This window comes from Streptomyces seoulensis, from assembly GCF_022846655.1.
Taxonomy (GTDB): domain Bacteria; phylum Actinomycetota; class Actinomycetes; order Streptomycetales; family Streptomycetaceae; genus Streptomyces.
In genome coordinates this window covers 6367725-6382501 of sequence record NZ_AP025667.1, presented here as the reverse complement: position 1 = coordinate 6382501, position 14777 = coordinate 6367725, and the positions used below count along the sequence as shown (strand labels likewise).

Sequence of the window (14777 nt, the reverse complement as noted above, 5' to 3'; positions counted from 1 at the left end):
CGGCAGCAGCCGCCGAGCCAGCACGGCGCACGGTGGCGTACTACCTGTTAGTTTTCCGCATTGCGCTGACCCACCCCCGGCATTCGGATGTGGCGCCACACATGCGCGTAGCTGCGGTGCACCGCGCGCATCCAGGAAGGAACAGAGTGCCAGTCGGCGGCCACCTCCCGCTCACCCCAGGCCACCTGCATGATTCGGCGATCACCGGCGAAGCCCTCGACAAGATCACGGCGCAGGAAGAGCAGGTGGCCGCGCCAGGGCTTGTCCGCGCGGAAGACTGCGGAGGCGCGCTGGCCATCCAGGCCCACGAGGTCGACTGTGCCGGGCAGTTGGCGCAGGCCGAACTTGGCAGCGAACTCGAACGACGGCACGTCGTAGCCTCCGCCGAGCCCGATCTCCGAAGTGCTATCGGGGGAGAAGTCCACGGCGACCTGGCCGAACCCGATGCCGTCGTCCTGCCAGTCGTCACGCAGCGCCCGGTGCGGGAAAGCACCCTGGGCATCTTCGTCGAACGTCAGCTCGAATCGGGGGCTCCAAGGCATCTCAGCGGCCAGTACGTCGCGGACCATCGGCAGCGGAGGGAAGAAATGGTTTCCCGGATACTGGCGCTCGCTGGCGAGCTGCCGAGCGGGTTCCACATCCTCCGGATTCAGTAGAAGGGTGCGAAAGAACCCGAACACCGTCCGCCCGTCGCGGCGGTGGTCCAGGTATCCCTCGACCAGAAGCCAGCCGCCGGACACTCCGTGGATCTCCTCAGGTGACCACAGATGGTCTGAGACAGCCACTGTCCCCGAGGGGAGCCAGGTCTGGTCGTCGGTGGGCTCCATAGGCGCCCACAGCGGAAGGGACATGGGCGCTACCGGGGGCCTGTCGGGGAAGGTCGGGTCGATGTCGGGCATCAAGCGTTCTGCGTCCCCGAAGGGGGCCGGTGCGCGGCCGACATCCACGAGCCGGCCAACCATCTCGTGGTAGGCGACCCAGCCGTACTTCTTGCCGTACCGCTCCACCCTCCGTTTGGCGCTGTAAGGCCGCTCGGCGTTCGCGGCAATGGACTGGTCAACGCTGCCGAATTCCTTCTCGCGCCAGCCCAGTGCCCAGACGCGGGCCATAACCTCGGCGCGGGCCCTGCGGTAGTCAGAGTGGGTGAAGTCGTAGTTGTCCCTGCCGTTGATGGCGGCCCCGATGATGTAGTTCTCGAAGTCCATGCCGAAGGTGCGGGCGCACTCCTCGGCGTTGGGGTCGTCGTCCTCCATCAGCTCGGCGGGCGCCACGGCAGCGAACCTTGGCGCGAAGGCGTCGACCCCCTCCGGAACGGCGGCAGGGTGGAGGGAACCGGCGAATTCATAGAAGGCCCGTATGTGGCCGCGCAGTTGCTCGTGTGAGGTGGGTGTGGTCCCGCCGTCGAGGAAGCGGTCGCGCAGTCGCACTAGCCAGTCCCGCAGTGCGCCTTCGAGCGGTCCGTCGGGATCGGGCATCTGGTGGGCGCTGATGGCGCCGAACGCTGCGGCGACCACCCGTTCGATGACGTAGGGGTCATCGATATCGAGCAGCCGGGTGGCTAGGTCGAACAGCCGCTTCGGTTCTGGTCGGCCGTAGCGCTGCAGGGCTTTCGTCGCCAGGTCCCGCAAGTTCGTGTCCGTGGAAGTCAGTAGCCAGGCGATGGCCAGCGCGTCCAGATCGTCGCTGTCGGCGCGATTGCTGCTTCCGGACCACCTGTCGATCGCTCGTTCCAGGTCTGTCGTCAGTCGGCCTGGAGCCTGGCCACGAGCCCATTCGGTCCAGCGCAGGTCACGTTCCGGAAGGGGCAGCTGGCGCAGGACGCGGTCGAGGAATACGGCATTCAGGCGGTGCGCGGCGGACCTGCGGATCTCCCACAGACGGCCGATCGCTGGTCGTCCCTTTCTCTTGCTGGGATGCGCGGTAACGAGCGCGGTTGCGAGCGCATCGACGGTCTCGTCGTCGAGGAATTCAGACTCGGTGGTGAGTTCCTGGGCGAGCACCAACGAACGGTGCTCATCCGGCGCGGCGCGCCACAGGTGGTGCCGCGTAAAGCGGCGTGGCAGCAGTGAGATGAGACCGACGAGGATGTCTTCGCCGAGTGGGTGCGCTTGGTCGCCCAGGAGGGATTGCCAGAGAGTCGCCTCCGCGAGCTGCTCGTTGACGTCCGCGGGGGGAATGCGCACCAGAATCGAGTCAGCGATCAAGTATCCAGCGAGGCGGTCAAAAACGAAGCCGCACTCAGTGTCGTCGGAACCCTTGATCTCCTCGCGGAAGATCACTCCCTCCTCTACCAGGCGCCTGAGCAGGCTCTCGTCCCAGTTCGGCTGGTCAGCGTCGAGGATTCTTCGCGCTTCGTCGAACGGAAGTCGACGAACGTTGTGCGTCCACAGGTGTCTCGCCAGAGCTGTGAGGCGGCGCTGGATCTGATCGGCCGGCACCGGGATGCGAGCCGGATCCTGGGCCAGCCGCTCGACCACGCCCTTGCGGTACAACTCGAAGACGCCGATGAGAGACTGAGGCAGCGCCTCCACGCCCACCGGCACTCGGCGGTCGTGGTTTGCGGCCTCGCAGTACATGCGGACGAAGAGCGGGTTGTGGAACTCTCCCATCGGTAGCCAGGCGTCGGCCGGGTTGATCAGGTAGTGACGGAAGTAGACGCGGAGGATGTCGTTAACTTCCGCGCGCTGCCACTCCAGTTCCAGGTGCACCGTGTCCTTCGGGAGGGCCTGGTCGGCGAGCGCCTCGCGGAGGGTGACGATCACCGCCACGTGAGGGTAGGCGCCCAGGGCAGGTGCCAATGCGGCGAGCAGTGCCCTCCACTCCGAGGGCCGTTCGGCCTCGTTCAGGCCGTCGATGATCAACGGAATCCGGCAGCCTGCGCGGTTACCGGCTGAGTTGAGAGCTTCCAGCAGGTCCTCGAAGTAGTCGACCTTAAGTCCGGGGATCTTTCGCGCGAGGTCGTCGATGGTCCCGCCGGCGCGCAGGTTTCCGCCCTGGATGAAGACTCCTGCCGTGGATCGGTCGTTCGGTGAGGTCATCTGCGCGGCAAGGTGCGTCTTGCCCTGCCCTGCGGCGGCGATGACGGCGAGCAGGGGGGCTTCGGTGTCCGCCCGTGTGTCGTGCAGCCACTGGATGATGTCGCGGATCTCCGCGCCGAGACCGGTAACCAGCAGTGCCTCGGGCAGGCGACGCTGCCTCAGTTTGAGCACCAGGCGTCGCAGTGTTCGGGGAGAGGTTGCGGGTGGCCGCTGTTTGGCGAGGCGCTCGCGGACTTCCCAGGGCCGGAGGCTCGTTCCGGCGTCAAGGACCTCCCGCAGGTCGTCGACGAATCGGTCCAGGTCGTCGGCAATCTCTACGGTGTCTTGGTGGAAGGTGTTTTCGAGGACGTCGATGGCTGCGCGCAGTGCCTGGATCCGAGCAGCGATGTCGTCGGTGCGCTGCTGCAGCCACTCGAACGACGCCGGGCGCAGCAAGGCCCGTTCGATGCGATGTTCCACGTGGTGGGAAGTGTGCAGCCGTGGCGTCCACCGCGCCTCGATGGGTGCAACAGATCGCTTGTGGGCTTGCGCCAGTACCTCTGCGGTTAGGGCGAGTTCACCGAAGAAGGTGGAACGGAGCTCGTCGTGTCCCGCGAGTTGGTCGTCGTAGTTCTCGGTGGACCAGAGTTTGACGCTGATCCCCTGCTGACCGAGTCCGTTGATCCACTCCTCGTCCCCTTTGGCGGGCCGCTCTGGAAGGCAGAGCACAAAGTCGGTTAGCCCTACGACGTGCTCGATAGCTTTGGAGAGCGAGTCCTCGATCTGTGCGCGCTGGCCTGCGCTGAGCTCGTTCCTGCTGTTGAGGATGAACCACTTGCACGACCAACCCCAGACGCGGCCTGGGTCGCCGAGAGCACCGGCGTGGTCGACGTGCAGGTAGAACTCGACGCCGGGCTGGTTGCGGCGTTCCCGCATCGTGCCCAGCGCACCGTAGCGGCGGGAGACGATGGCCCGTGTGAGCGCTTCGAAGTTCTGGTCGGCGGCGCCGGGCAGACGTTCCAGATCAGTCAGATCCACTGCCGCTCCGAGTGCTTGCATCCGACCGAGTGATCGTGTCCTCGTCCCATTCGTGACGGGAGAAGATCTCGACTTTCGCGCCGTGGTGGAGAAGTGCCTTCAGGAATCCCTGGACGTCGGACTCGTCGGTCCAGATCCGGACCGTCTCTCCGGTGCGGGTGACGTTGTGGTCAAGGGCGAAGACGTCGACGTCGTACCTCCCCATGTCGTACAACTTCATTTCGGCGAGTGCTTCGCCGAGTTCGCGAGGCATGCGCTCGCCAGGGCTCTGCCAGTCGTCATCGGACCACGCGTCCTCGGCAAGAGCCTTCAGAGCCTCCATACGCTCCTCCGCTGCCTTGGCACCGGTGACCGTCTGAAATCGGCCGATCAAGACCAGGTCCATCGAGTGCTCCGAGCCGTAGCCGTTCCAGATCCTCATCGTGCCTCCCTCAACGCCTGCACGGCCTCCATGATGGAACTTCCGACTGACAATCCCGTGGGCGCGTAGGCGTGGGGGCGCAGTATGCCGGTCGCGTCGACGTGCATGTGCGCGTCGAGGGGGCGCTCGCCTGGGACGGCCTCCGCGGTGGGCAGCGCAGCTTCGAGGCCAGTACGGGAGATCGCGAGCCGAACCCCGGCCCTGGCGGTCGCGGCCCATTCCGCGAGGCGCTGAGCGTCGGCTTCGCATATGCCGGGAGTTGCCGCAGTTGGCTGCTCCGGCAGAAGCAGAAGTTCGGACGCGCCGACCTTGTCGGCGAACTCAGCGAGGTCATCTAGTTCGCCGACCGTGTCGGCATTAATGACGGCGTTGATGCCGAATGGAGCGAGGGAGCCGAGCAACCCGGCTGCCTGGACGACAGCCGCGAACGGTCGGCCGCGGAGCCGCTCGTAGGTGGCTCCGACCCCGTCGACTGACAGGCGGACGAAGTGCACGACCCCACGCAGGGAATCGACGAGTTCGGGCGTGAGCCGGTGCCCATGCGTCGTGAAGGTCACCGCCATAGACGTGGACCGGGCTATGTCCGAACACAGCTGGGCGAACCCTCGGTACGCGGTCGGTTCCCCTCCCCCGAAGCCGACCCCGAGGCACCCGGCAGCATCGAGTTCGACCGCCCACGCGACTACACGCTCCCTGCCGAGCGCGGCGGCGTGCTTGGGCGCATAGCAGTAGGCGCAGCGGAGTTCGCAGGCGTTGGTCAGCGCGACGGACAGGTACCGCGGAGCACGGGAGAACTGCTCAGCGGAAACAGGCACCTCGTCGAGCAGCACGTTCATCCCCGAGGCACGGTCGAACAGGTGAACACCAGCTGCGGACAGGCGAATCTTGCACGTCACCGACAGCATGATGCCACCGCATCCCGTCATGCCGGGAGGGACCGTGCAAGGAGATCGGTACCGTGCTCGCAGTGGGAGCGTCGGGCGCGTTGCAACTGAGCGCGGCACTATGCGGGTGCGACGGCGACAACCAGCGTCAAGGTGGAGCGGGTGTAGGAATGGCGGCTGAGGTCCTTGATGCAGTCATGGTGGCCGTGCCATGCGCACACGCCTCTATGGATCCAATTGATCGGCCTGGCCGACTGCGGGGCCGCCTTCGCGAACGCGCAGGTCCGAGTGTGTTCAGCCGCCGCACTTCGGACGGCCTCACCGGTTACTCCCTGGGAGAAGCCGACCAAGATCTTCTCCCAGGTTTCTCCCAAACGATCACTGGAGACGCAGGAAAGGTCTGATCCGCGATACGGATCAGACCTTTGACCTGCTGTTACAGCTGTCGGGGTGGCGGGATTTGAACCCACGACCTCTTCGTCCCGAACGAAGCGCGCTGCCAAGCTGCGCTACACCCCGATGTCGCTGCTGTCGCGGCGACGTCGTTTACTTTAGCCCACCGGGGGCCGGAGGCGAAATCCGATTCAGACGCGGCGACGGGTCGGGGTGGGGCGGGCGTGGTCGAGGGCCACGAGGAGGAGGCCGAGGGCGTAGATCGCCAGGCCGAGCAGGAGTGCGTTGGCCAGGGAGTGGCGGTAGCCGTGGGCCGTGACGTCCAGGAAGGGGTAGAGGTAGCGGCTCGGGGAGGTCGTGGGGACGAACATCGCCCGGCTCAGGGTGAAGATCAGGTACGCCAGCGGGAACAGCAGCCACCCCGCCGCCTGGCGCAGGTGCATCCGCGAGGCCGGGGTCAGCAGGAGCCAGTCCAGTACGGCCGCCAGCGGGACCAGCGTGTGCAGGACCTGGAGCGCCGCCCACTGGGCGTGCCACCGCACCGGCGGCACCGTCGCGTCCGTCATGGTGAACGGCGGGTTCGTGTGGGCCAGCAGCAGGTGGTACACCAGCGCGCTGATCACCGCGTAGAGCAGCACCGCGCCCGTGATCGACGCCGGGAGCGCGCGGCGCGGGCGCCAGGATCTCGACGCCGACACGAGCATCACCACCGCCAGCAGGACCGCGCTCTGCACGCTGAAGTAGCTCAGTGCGCGGGCCGGGCCGGCCAGGAGGATCTCCAGGGCCACCCCGGCCGCCGCCACCAGCGCGGTCAGCAGGCGGAACGCCGCGACCAGCGGGCGCCGGACCGGGGCCACCACCGCCGACACCGGCACGTACGACGGCTGCAGCACGGGGGTGCTTTCCCAGGGGATCGCGGGCAGATCCGGGATCTCCCTGGGGATGGGCGGTATCGGTGCGGTCATGCCCTCACGCTAGGCATGAGGGAGAAATGGGGCGATCCGGGGCACTCCGGACGGGTTACGGCCGCTCCACCAGCGTGAGCAGCGTCGCCTCCGGCGGGCACGCGAAGCGGATCGGGGTGTAGCGGTTCGTGCCGCAGCCCGCCGAGACGTGCAGGTAGGAGGTGTTGCCGTCCGCCGTGTGCGTGGACAGGCCCTTCACCCGGTCCGTGTCCAGGTCGCAGTTGGTGACCAGCGCGCCGTAGAAGGGGATGCAGAGCTGGCCCCCGTGCGTGTGGCCCGCCAGGACCAGCGGATAGCCGTCCGCCGTGAAGGCGTCCAGGGTGCGCAGGTAGGGCGCGTGCACGACACCCATCGAGAAGTCGTGACCCCCGGAGGGGCCGCCGGCCACGCGGGCGTAGCGGTCGCGCTTGATGTGGGGGTCGTCCAGGCCGGTCAGCTCGATCGACATGCCCTCGACCTTCAGCACGCCCCGCTGGTTGGTCAGGTTCAGCCAGCCCGCGGTGTCGAATCCGTCCCTGAGGTCCTCCCAGGGGTTGTGGACCACGCCGACCGCGGGCGCGTTGCCGTTCAGGCCGTGCTTGCCGTTCGCCTTCTCCAGCAAGTACCGCGCGGGGTTGCGCAGTTTGGGGCCGTAGTAGTCGTTGGACCCGAAGACGTACGCGCCGGGGAACTCCATCAGCGGGCCCAGCGCGTCCAGCGTCTCCGGGACGCCCTCGGGGTCCGAGAGGTTGTCCCCGGTGTTGATCACGAAGTCGGGGCGCAGCCCGGCCAGCGACTGGAGCCAGCGCTGCTTCTTGCGCTGCCCGCTCACCATGTGGATGTCGGAGACCTGAAGCATCCGCAGCGGGCGCATGCCCGGCGGGAGGACCGGCACGGTCACTCGTCGAAGGCGGAAGGAGCGGACCTCGAAGCCCGCCGCGTACGCCACTCCGGCGGCCCCGGCCGCCATGATTCCCAGGGGTACTCCGTATCGCGCGCGCATGAGCCCATCGTGTCAGACCCCGCCGGAGCCTCAAGAGCGGGCGCCCCCTTGATCAAGCCCCTTTAATCAGGGGGCGTTCGGCCGTACGCACCTGCGACAATCGGTCCATGACCACCACCCTCAAGTCGAAGCTCCACGACGACCTCAACGCCGCGATCCGCGAGCGCGACGAGCTGCGCTCCGCGACGCTCCGGCTGACCCTCGCCGCGATCACCAAGGAGGAGGTCGCGGGCAAGGAGAAGCGCGAGCTGTCCGACGACGAGGTCCTCAAGGTGATCACCAAGGAGGCCAAGAAGCGCCGTGAGGCCGCGGACGCCTTCGCCCTGGGTGGCCGTCCCGCGCAGGCCGAGCGGGAGAAGGCGGAGGGTGAGCTGCTCGCCACCTACCTGCCCAAGCAGCTCTCCGACGACGAGCTGACCGCGATCGTCTCCCAGGCCGTCGAGGAGGCCAAGGCGGGCGGGGCCGAGGGGCCGCGGGCCATGGGTGCCGTCATGAAGATCGTGAACCCCAAGGTGGCCGGGCAGGCCGACGGCGGCCGGGTCGCCGCGATCGTGAAGCAGCAGCTCCAGGGCTGAGCCGGTAGTACATAGCAGTGGGGGGCCGCACCTTCGAGGTGCGGCCCCCCACTGTCGTGGAGCGGAAGATCAGTTCCGGCGTCCGCCGTTCGCGTTCCCCTGCACCAGGTTCCCGGGCACCTTCGGCTTCGGCTTCACGGCACCGGGACGGCCGCCGTTCCCGCCGTTTCCGCCGGTCAGGCCGCCGAAGAGGCCGCCGATCAGGCCGCCGCCCGGCGTGCCCTGGCGGCCGTCGTCGCCGCCGTCGCCCTTGTCACCCCGGCCGTCGCCCTTCTCCTCGTCGTCCGGGATGTCGACGGTGCTGAAGTCGGGCGCGTCCTTGCCCACCAGGGCGCCGGACATCGCGTCCCGCCAGATCGGGCCCGGCACACCGCCACCGAAGACGAGGGGGTGGAACGTTCCGCCGATGGTGATGTTGTTCATCTGCACGTCCTGCCGGGCGCTGCCGACCCAGACCGCGCCGGACATGTTCGGGGTGTAGCCGACGAACCAGGCGTTCTTCCGCTCGTCCGTCGTACCCGTCTTGCCCGCGCTGTCCCGGTCGTTCAGCCCCGCCTCCTGGCCGGTACCGGAGTCGATCACGTCCCGGAGCAGGGTGTTGACCGTGTCCGCGGTCTTCTGGCTCATCGCGCGCGAGCACGTGGACTTCGGCACCGGCAGCGACTTCTCCTCGTCACCGGACCTCTCGGTGATCGACTCGATGGCGACCGGCGTGCAGTACATGCCACGCGCGGCGAAGGTGGCGTAGGCGTTGGCCATGGTCAGCGGGGACAGGCCGATGGCGCCGAGCGCGATGGCCGGCGTCTGCGGCAGCTTCGAGCCGTCGCCCTGCACCACGTGCAGCTTGTCGGCCATCTTGGCCACCGGGCACAGCCCGATGTCGGAGATGAGCTGCACGAAGTAGGTGTTGACCGACTTGGCCATCGCCTCCTTCATGCGGTACGGGCCCTTCTCGGACTCGTTCTCGTTCTCCGCCATCTCGTTCTCGGTGTTCCGGTACGGCGTCGCGCCGCACCGCTGCACCGGGCTCGGGTACGCCATCTTGTACGGCGCCGAGTACGCCTGGGTCGGCGGCTTGCCGCCCTCGATCGCGGCCGCCGCGACGAACGGCTTGAACGTCGAACCCGTCGGGAATCCGAAGTTGGAGCCGCCCAGGTCCCGGTCGACCGAGAAGTTGTACTCGGTCTCGTCCTTGGCGTAGCCGAACGGCTTCGACTGGCCCATCGCCAGCACCTTGCCGGTGCCCGGCTGCACCAGGGTCGTGGCCGCCGCGACCGAGTCGGACTTGTAGACGTGCTCCTTCAGCGAGTCCTGCACCGACTTCTGCGCCTGCGGGTCCAGCGTCGTACGGATCGTCAGGCCGCCCTTGTTCCAGACCTTGGCGCGCTCCTCGCGGGACTTGCCGAAGACCGGGTCGGTGAGGAAGACGTTCTCGACGTACTTGCAGAAGAAAGCGGAGTCGCGGGTCGCGGTGATGCAGCCGTTCTTGGGGTGGCTGACACGCAGGCCCAGCGGCTCCTGGCCGGCGCGGTCGGCCTCGGCCTGGGAGATGTCGCCCAGCTCGGCCATGCGCTGGAGCACGGTGTTGCGCCGCTTGGTGGCCTCGGCCTCGTCGTTGACGGGGTCGTAGCGGCTCGGGGACTGCACGATGCCCGCCAGGAGGGCGGACTCCTGGAGGTTGAGATCCTTCGCGTGCTTGGAGAAGTAGCGCTGGGCCGCGGCCTCGATGCCGTACGCCTGCTCGCCGAAGAAGGTGATGTTGAGGTAGTTCTCCAGGATCTTCTTCTTGCCGAGCTTCTCCTCGATCTGGATCGCGTACTTCAGCTCGCGGACCTTGCGGCCGAGGGTCTGCTGGGTGGCCTGGGCGACCTTGGTCGGGTCGTCGCCGGCCTCCTCGATGAAGTAGTTCTTCACGAGCTGCTGGGTGAGGGTGGACGCGCCCTGGGCGACGCCCCCGCTCTGCGCGTTCTTGTTCAGCGCGCGCAGCACGCCCTTGAGGTCGATGGCGCCGTGCTGGTAGAAGCGCGAGTCCTCGATGGCGACGATGGACTTCTGCATGTAGGGCGAGATGTCCTTCAGCTCCACCACCGTGCGGTCACGGGAGTAAACGCTGGCGATCTGGTTGCCCCGGCTGTCCAGTATGGTCGTGCGCTGGCTGAGCTGGGGGCTCTTGAGGTTGGCCGGGATCTCGTCGAAGCCCTGCACCGAGCCCTTCGCGGCGAGGCCCAGCGCCCCTGCGGCAGGCAGCGCGATGCCCGCCATCACCGCCCCCGCGAGCACACTGACACCGAGGAACTTGGCGGCCGACTGCGTCGCCGACAGACCACCGCCCGAGCGCTTCTTTGGCATGGGGGCAGCCTAATCCGTGGTGATAAGCGTTCCGGGGGAGCGACGGGCCCTCGGGCGGTTCGGGTGCAGGATCGTGACGTCCGGTCGGGTGGTGGACGCCCCCGACCAGGGCCGCGCGGGGTCCGGCGGGCACGCCGGAGCAGGCCGCCGGGGCACCGGGCGCGTCACGGCACGGCAAAGCGGGGCCGAGGTTGTCATTCGCCGGACACACGCACAGGCATTGGCCTAAGCTGCTCTCAACTGTCACAGCGGCACGGCCATGTAGCAATACGTCCGGCGACCCCGAATCGTTCCGGAGTAACCCCGACTTCTCGGTGGGGACGTGTCCGAAACCGCCTCGTGTGTCACCCGGCGCCCCATGTGCCGCACCACAACCATCCCGCTTTGCCGGGATGATCACGCATGTCGCCAGCTCACTCCTCCGGGTGATCTGCCGCTTACCCATAGTCCGTTCGGGCCATTCAAGATTGGGCCCGAAGGGGGTGTTGCGCTGTCCGCGCCTTCCGTAACGTCCTCAACTGGCGGCGGTGAATATGCCGCTGCCGCCGTGGGGGAGCCTCGATTCGGGAGAGGACGGCGCCGGTATGGGCTGGGTTACCGACTGGAGTGCGCAGGCCGCCTGCCGCACTACCGATCCGGATGAACTGTTTGTTCAGGGAGCAGCGCAGAACAGGGCCAAGGCGGTGTGCACCGGTTGCCCGGTACGCACCGAGTGCCTGGCGGATGCGCTGGACAATCGCGTCGAGTTCGGCGTGTGGGGAGGCATGACGGAGCGCGAGCGCCGTGCGCTGCTGCGCCGGCGGCCCACCGTGAGCTCGTGGCGCAGGCTGCTGGAGACGGCCCGCTCGGAGTACGAGCGCGGCGCCGGAATCGTGCCCCTCGACGACGACGAGGTGTACGAGAACTACGCGGCCGTGAGCTGAGGGCTTCGCCTCCGGCATAGGCCGGGAGCATCAGGGAGCCGAGGACCGGCGGGGGCCGGTACGGCCTCGGTACGGCGATGTCGTGCGGGGAGCTGGGCGCTGTGCGCGCCCGCGCCCGCCCGTGCCGCCGTACACAGGAGCGCGCGGGTGCCGGTGTGCGGCATGCCCGGACGCCCTCGCGGCGCGGCTGCCTCGGCTACGACAGCTCCGTGTGCCCCGCCGCCAGGCGGTCGCCGATGTCGCGCAGGCCCGTGAGGTCGTGCACATCGCCGGGGAGTGCGGGTACTTCGACGATGGCCACCTCGGGGTGGTCGCTGATGAAACGGTCCCTCGTGCGCTGTTCGCGCGCGAGCAGCCGCATGCGCTCGGCGTGCAGGCGCAGCAGACCCGCGGTCAGTTCGTCCACGGACCGCTCCGGGTCCGGGGCGGGGGAGCCTTCGTCGGGAGCCGGAGAGGTGGAAGAAGCCGAGGCGGAATCTGAACTTCCGTCCGTTTCAGGGGAGTTACGAACCTCAGCCTTCCCGTCCTCCTGATCCACAATGCCGGGGGCGGCAAGATTTTCCGCGGCGGTGAGCGCCCGCTCGGCCGTCAGCCGGGTGGCGCCGCTGCCGTGGACGCGGTTGAGTACCAGACCGACCAGCGGCATCTTCTCCGCGGCCAGCCGCTGCACGAAGTACGCCGCCTCGCGCAGCGCGTCCCGCTCCGGCGCCGCCACCACCAGGAACGCCGTACCGGGCGCCTGCAGCAGCTTGAAGGTGGCGTCCGCGCGGGTGCGGAAGCCGCCGAAGGTGGTGTCCATCGCGGAGACGAACGTCTGTGCGTCCTTGAGGAGCTGACCGCCCAGGATCTTGCCCAGGGTGCCGGTCATCATCGACATCCCGACGTTCAGGAACGCCATCCCCGCGCGCCCGCCCAGCTTGGCCGGCGCGGTCAGCAGCCGGATCAGCTTGCCGTCCAGGAACGAGCCGAGCCGCTTCGGCGCGTCGAGGAAGTCCAGCGCGTTGCGGGAGGGCGGGGTGTCGACGACGATCAGGTCCCACTCGTCCTTGGCCCGCAGTTGGCCGAGCTTCTCCATCGCCATGTACTCCTGCGTGCCCGCGAAGCCGCCGGAGACCGTCTGGTAGAAGGGGTTCGCCAGGATCTGGGCCGCCCGCTCGGGGTCCGCGTGCGACTCCACGACCTCGTCGAACGTGCGCTTCATGTCGAGCATCATGGCGTGCAGTTCGCCGGCCTCGGCGCTCTCGCCGGGCGCCTCCCCGCGGCGGTCCTCGACGCCCTTGACCCGGCGCGGCACGTTGTCGAGGGAGTCGATGCCCATCGACTGGGCCAGCCGCTTGGCCGGGTCGATGGTCAGGACGACCACCTTGCGGCCCCGCTCGGCGGCCCGGAGCGCGAGCGCGGCGGCCGTGGTCGTCTTGCCGACGCCGCCGGAGCCGCAGCACACCACGATCCGGGTCTCGGGGTCGTCCAGCAGCGCGTCCACGTGCAGCGTCCGTGCCGGGGACAGGCCGGAGCGCGCGTCCGGGTCGGCGGCGGTCTGCGGGTCCGGACTCATGACAACCCCTGCTTCCGCAACTCGGTGGCCAGTTCGTACAGGCCCGCCAGGTCCATGTCCTCGGCGAGCAACGGCAGCTCGTCCACCGGCAGGCCCAGCTCGTCGAGGACCGCGCGCTGCTCCTGCTCCAGCGTGTGCCGTTCGGCGTACTCGGCGGCCTGCGTCAGCAGCGGGTCGACCAGCCGCTCGGCGTGCCCGCCGCGCCGCGCTCCGCCGAGGCCCGCCGAGGACAGCGCGCGGGCGACGGCGTTGTGCGGCACGGTGCGGGCCAGCTCCAGCTCGGCCGCGTCCAGCAGCTCGGGGCGGACCATGTTCACGATGACGCGGCCCACCGGGAGGTCCGCCGCGCGCAGTTCGGCGATGCCGTCGGCGGTCTCCTGGACCGGCATCTCCTCCAGCAGCGTGACGAGGTGCACGGCGGTCTCCGGGGACTTCAGCACCCGCATCACGGCCTGCGCCTGATTGTGTATCGGGCCGATCTTGGCGAGGCCCGCCATCTCGTCGTTGACGTTGAGGAAGCGGGTGATGCGGCCGGTGGGGGGCGCGTCCATCACGACGTGGTCGTAGATGAAGTCGCCCTTCTTGTCCTTGCGGCGCACCGCTTCGCACGCCTTGCCGGTCAGCAGGACGTCCCGCAGTCCGGGCGCGACGGTGGTGGCGAAGTCTATGGCGCCGAGTTTTCTCAGCGCGCGGCCGGCGCCGCCGAGTTTGTAGAACATCTGGAGATAGTCCAGAAGGGCCTGTTCGGGATCGATGGCGAGTGCATGGACCTCTCCTCCTCCGGGAGCGGTGGCGATCTTCCGCTCCTCGTAGGGCAACGCCTCGGTCTCGAAGAGCTGTGCGATGCCCTGCCGGCCCTCGACCTCGACGAGAAGCGTCCGCTTCCCCTCGGTGGCGAGGGCCAGCGCTAGGGCGGCGGCGACCGTCGTCTTTCCGGTCCCGCCCTTGCCGCTGACGACCTGGAGCCTGCTCACGTCTTCGAGCCTAACCAGTCCGGGCGACACTCACGCGGGAGGCTGTGGATAACAGCGACTACAGTCGGCCTATGACCAAGTGGGAATACTCAACGGTGCCGCTGCTCGTCCACGCCACGAAGCAGATCCTGGACAACTGGGGCGAGGACGGCTGGGAGCTCGTCCAGGTCGTGCCGGGGCCCAACCCGGAGCAGCTCGTCGCCTACCTGAAGCGCGAGAAGCAGGCGTGAGCGCGGTCGAGGCCCGGCTCGCCGACCTCGGCCTGACGCTGCCGGAGGTCGTGCCGCCGCTGGCCGCCTACCAGCCCGCCGTGCGGTCCGGTGACTACGTCTACACCGCGGGCCAGCTCCCCATGGTGGACGGGCAGCTTCCGGTCACCGGCAAGGTCGGCGCCGAGGTCACGGCCGAGGAGGCCAAGGACCTGGCCCGGACCTGCGCGCTGAACGCGCTGGCCGCCGTCAAGTCGGTCACCGGCGACCTGGACCTGATCGCCCGCGTGGTGAAGGTCACCGGCTTCGTCGCCTCCGCCGCCGACTTCACCGGCCAGCCCGGCGTCCTCAACGGCGCCAGCGAGCTGCTCGGCGAGGTCCTCGGCGACAAGGGCGTGCACGCCCGCAGCGCGGTGGGCGTCGCGGTGCTCCCGCTGGACGCGCCGGTCGAGGTCGAGATCCTGGTCGAGCTGGTCCCGTAGCCGACCTCGC

Annotated in this window: 12 protein-coding genes and 1 tRNA gene; 4 read left to right on the top strand and 9 right to left on the bottom strand. The window is 68.5% G+C overall.

The features are described 5' to 3' along the window. Positions 1-47 precede the first annotated feature (47 nt). The 6 genes from HEK131_RS29335 to HEK131_RS29310 form a co-directional block, all read right to left on the bottom strand. Entirely contained in the window at positions 48-4055 is a 4008-nt protein-coding gene (locus HEK131_RS29335; RefSeq protein ID WP_244451815.1) for an NACHT domain-containing protein, read from the bottom strand. Next, complete coding sequence (locus HEK131_RS29330; RefSeq protein WP_244451814.1) at positions 4042-4476, bottom strand: DUF6375 family protein; 435 nt, start codon at positions 4474-4476, stop codon at positions 4042-4044. Before HEK131_RS29330 ends, HEK131_RS29335 begins: the two co-directional genes overlap by 14 nt. Next, on the bottom strand, positions 4473-5381 hold the full coding sequence (locus HEK131_RS29325; protein ID WP_244451813.1) for a radical SAM protein: 909 nt from the start codon (positions 5379-5381) through the stop codon (positions 4473-4475). Before HEK131_RS29325 ends, HEK131_RS29330 begins: the two co-directional genes overlap by 4 nt. Positions 5382-5805: 424 nt before the next feature. Then, positions 5806-5879: transfer RNA gene (locus HEK131_RS29320), tRNA-Pro, on the bottom strand. A 65-nt stretch (positions 5880-5944) separates the two neighbouring features. Then, complete coding sequence (locus HEK131_RS29315; RefSeq protein WP_217465072.1) at positions 5945-6718, bottom strand: Pr6Pr family membrane protein; 774 nt, start codon at positions 6716-6718, stop codon at positions 5945-5947. A gap of 55 nt (positions 6719-6773) precedes the next feature. After that, the gene (locus HEK131_RS29310) at positions 6774-7700 is read right to left on the bottom strand and encodes a metallophosphoesterase (protein WP_217465073.1); all 927 of its coding nucleotides are present in this window, start codon (positions 7698-7700) and stop codon (positions 6774-6776) included. Positions 7701-7807: 107 nt separating this feature from the next. Between HEK131_RS29310 and HEK131_RS29305 the strand changes: the two genes are divergently transcribed. Beyond that, complete coding sequence (locus HEK131_RS29305) at positions 7808-8275, top strand: GatB/YqeY domain-containing protein (RefSeq protein WP_217465074.1); 468 nt, start codon at positions 7808-7810, stop codon at positions 8273-8275. A gap of 69 nt (positions 8276-8344) precedes the next feature. Here HEK131_RS29305 and HEK131_RS29300 read toward each other — a convergent pair whose 3' ends face one another. Further along, complete coding sequence (locus tag HEK131_RS29300) at positions 8345-10624, bottom strand: transglycosylase domain-containing protein (RefSeq protein ID WP_244451812.1); 2280 nt, start codon at positions 10622-10624, stop codon at positions 8345-8347. 584 nt (positions 10625-11208) lie between these two features. Here HEK131_RS29300 and wblA point away from each other — a divergent pair. Beyond that, a complete protein-coding gene (gene wblA, locus HEK131_RS29295) occupies positions 11209-11547 on the top strand; it encodes a transcriptional regulator WblA (protein WP_202495049.1) in 339 nt (112 codons plus the stop codon). A gap of 196 nt (positions 11548-11743) precedes the next feature. On the opposite strand, the gene HEK131_RS29290 is transcribed toward wblA, so the two are convergent. Together HEK131_RS29290 and HEK131_RS29285 are read right to left on the bottom strand one after the other, a co-directional pair. Continuing rightward, positions 11744-13102 carry an ArsA family ATPase gene (locus HEK131_RS29290; RefSeq protein WP_217465076.1) on the bottom strand — a complete coding sequence of 453 codons (1359 nt, stop codon included), beginning with the start codon at positions 13100-13102 and terminating at the stop codon, positions 11744-11746. Next, the gene (locus HEK131_RS29285; protein ID WP_244451811.1) at positions 13099-14076 is read right to left on the bottom strand and encodes an ArsA family ATPase; all 978 of its coding nucleotides are present in this window, start codon (positions 14074-14076) and stop codon (positions 13099-13101) included. Before HEK131_RS29285 ends, HEK131_RS29290 begins: the two co-directional genes overlap by 4 nt. A 71-nt stretch (positions 14077-14147) precedes the next feature. On the opposite strand from HEK131_RS29285, the gene HEK131_RS29280 reads away from it, so the two are divergent. Both HEK131_RS29280 and HEK131_RS29275 read left to right on the top strand, forming a co-directional pair. Then, positions 14148-14306 carry a DUF4177 domain-containing protein gene (locus HEK131_RS29280; protein WP_018547934.1) on the top strand — a complete coding sequence of 53 codons (159 nt, stop codon included), beginning with the start codon at positions 14148-14150 and terminating at the stop codon, positions 14304-14306. Continuing rightward, positions 14303-14767 carry a RidA family protein gene (locus HEK131_RS29275; RefSeq protein WP_217465078.1) on the top strand — a complete coding sequence of 155 codons (465 nt, stop codon included), beginning with the start codon at positions 14303-14305 and terminating at the stop codon, positions 14765-14767. Before HEK131_RS29280 ends, HEK131_RS29275 begins: the two co-directional genes overlap by 4 nt. Positions 14768-14777 lie beyond the last annotated feature (10 nt).

Coding starts and splice junctions, on each gene's coding strand:
- HEK131_RS29330 (WP_244451814.1), bottom strand. CDS start 4,476: ATGAGGATCTGGAACGGCTACGGCTCGGAGCACTCGATGGACCTGGTC.
- HEK131_RS29325 (WP_244451813.1), bottom strand. CDS start 5,381: ATGCTGTCGGTGACGTGCAAGATTCGCCTGTCCGCAGCTGGTGTTCAC.
- HEK131_RS29315 (WP_217465072.1), bottom strand. CDS start 6,718: ATGACCGCACCGATACCGCCCATCCCCAGGGAGATCCCGGATCTGCCC.
- HEK131_RS29310 (WP_217465073.1), bottom strand. CDS start 7,700: ATGCGCGCGCGATACGGAGTACCCCTGGGAATCATGGCGGCCGGGGCC.
- HEK131_RS29305 (WP_217465074.1), top strand. CDS start 7,808: ATGACCACCACCCTCAAGTCGAAGCTCCACGACGACCTCAACGCCGCG.
- HEK131_RS29300 (WP_244451812.1), bottom strand. CDS start 10,624: ATGCCAAAGAAGCGCTCGGGCGGTGGTCTGTCGGCGACGCAGTCGGCC.
- wblA (WP_202495049.1), top strand. CDS start 11,209: ATGGGCTGGGTTACCGACTGGAGTGCGCAGGCCGCCTGCCGCACTACC.
- HEK131_RS29290 (WP_217465076.1), bottom strand. CDS start 13,102: ATGAGTCCGGACCCGCAGACCGCCGCCGACCCGGACGCGCGCTCCGGC.
- HEK131_RS29280 (WP_018547934.1), top strand. CDS start 14,148: ATGACCAAGTGGGAATACTCAACGGTGCCGCTGCTCGTCCACGCCACG.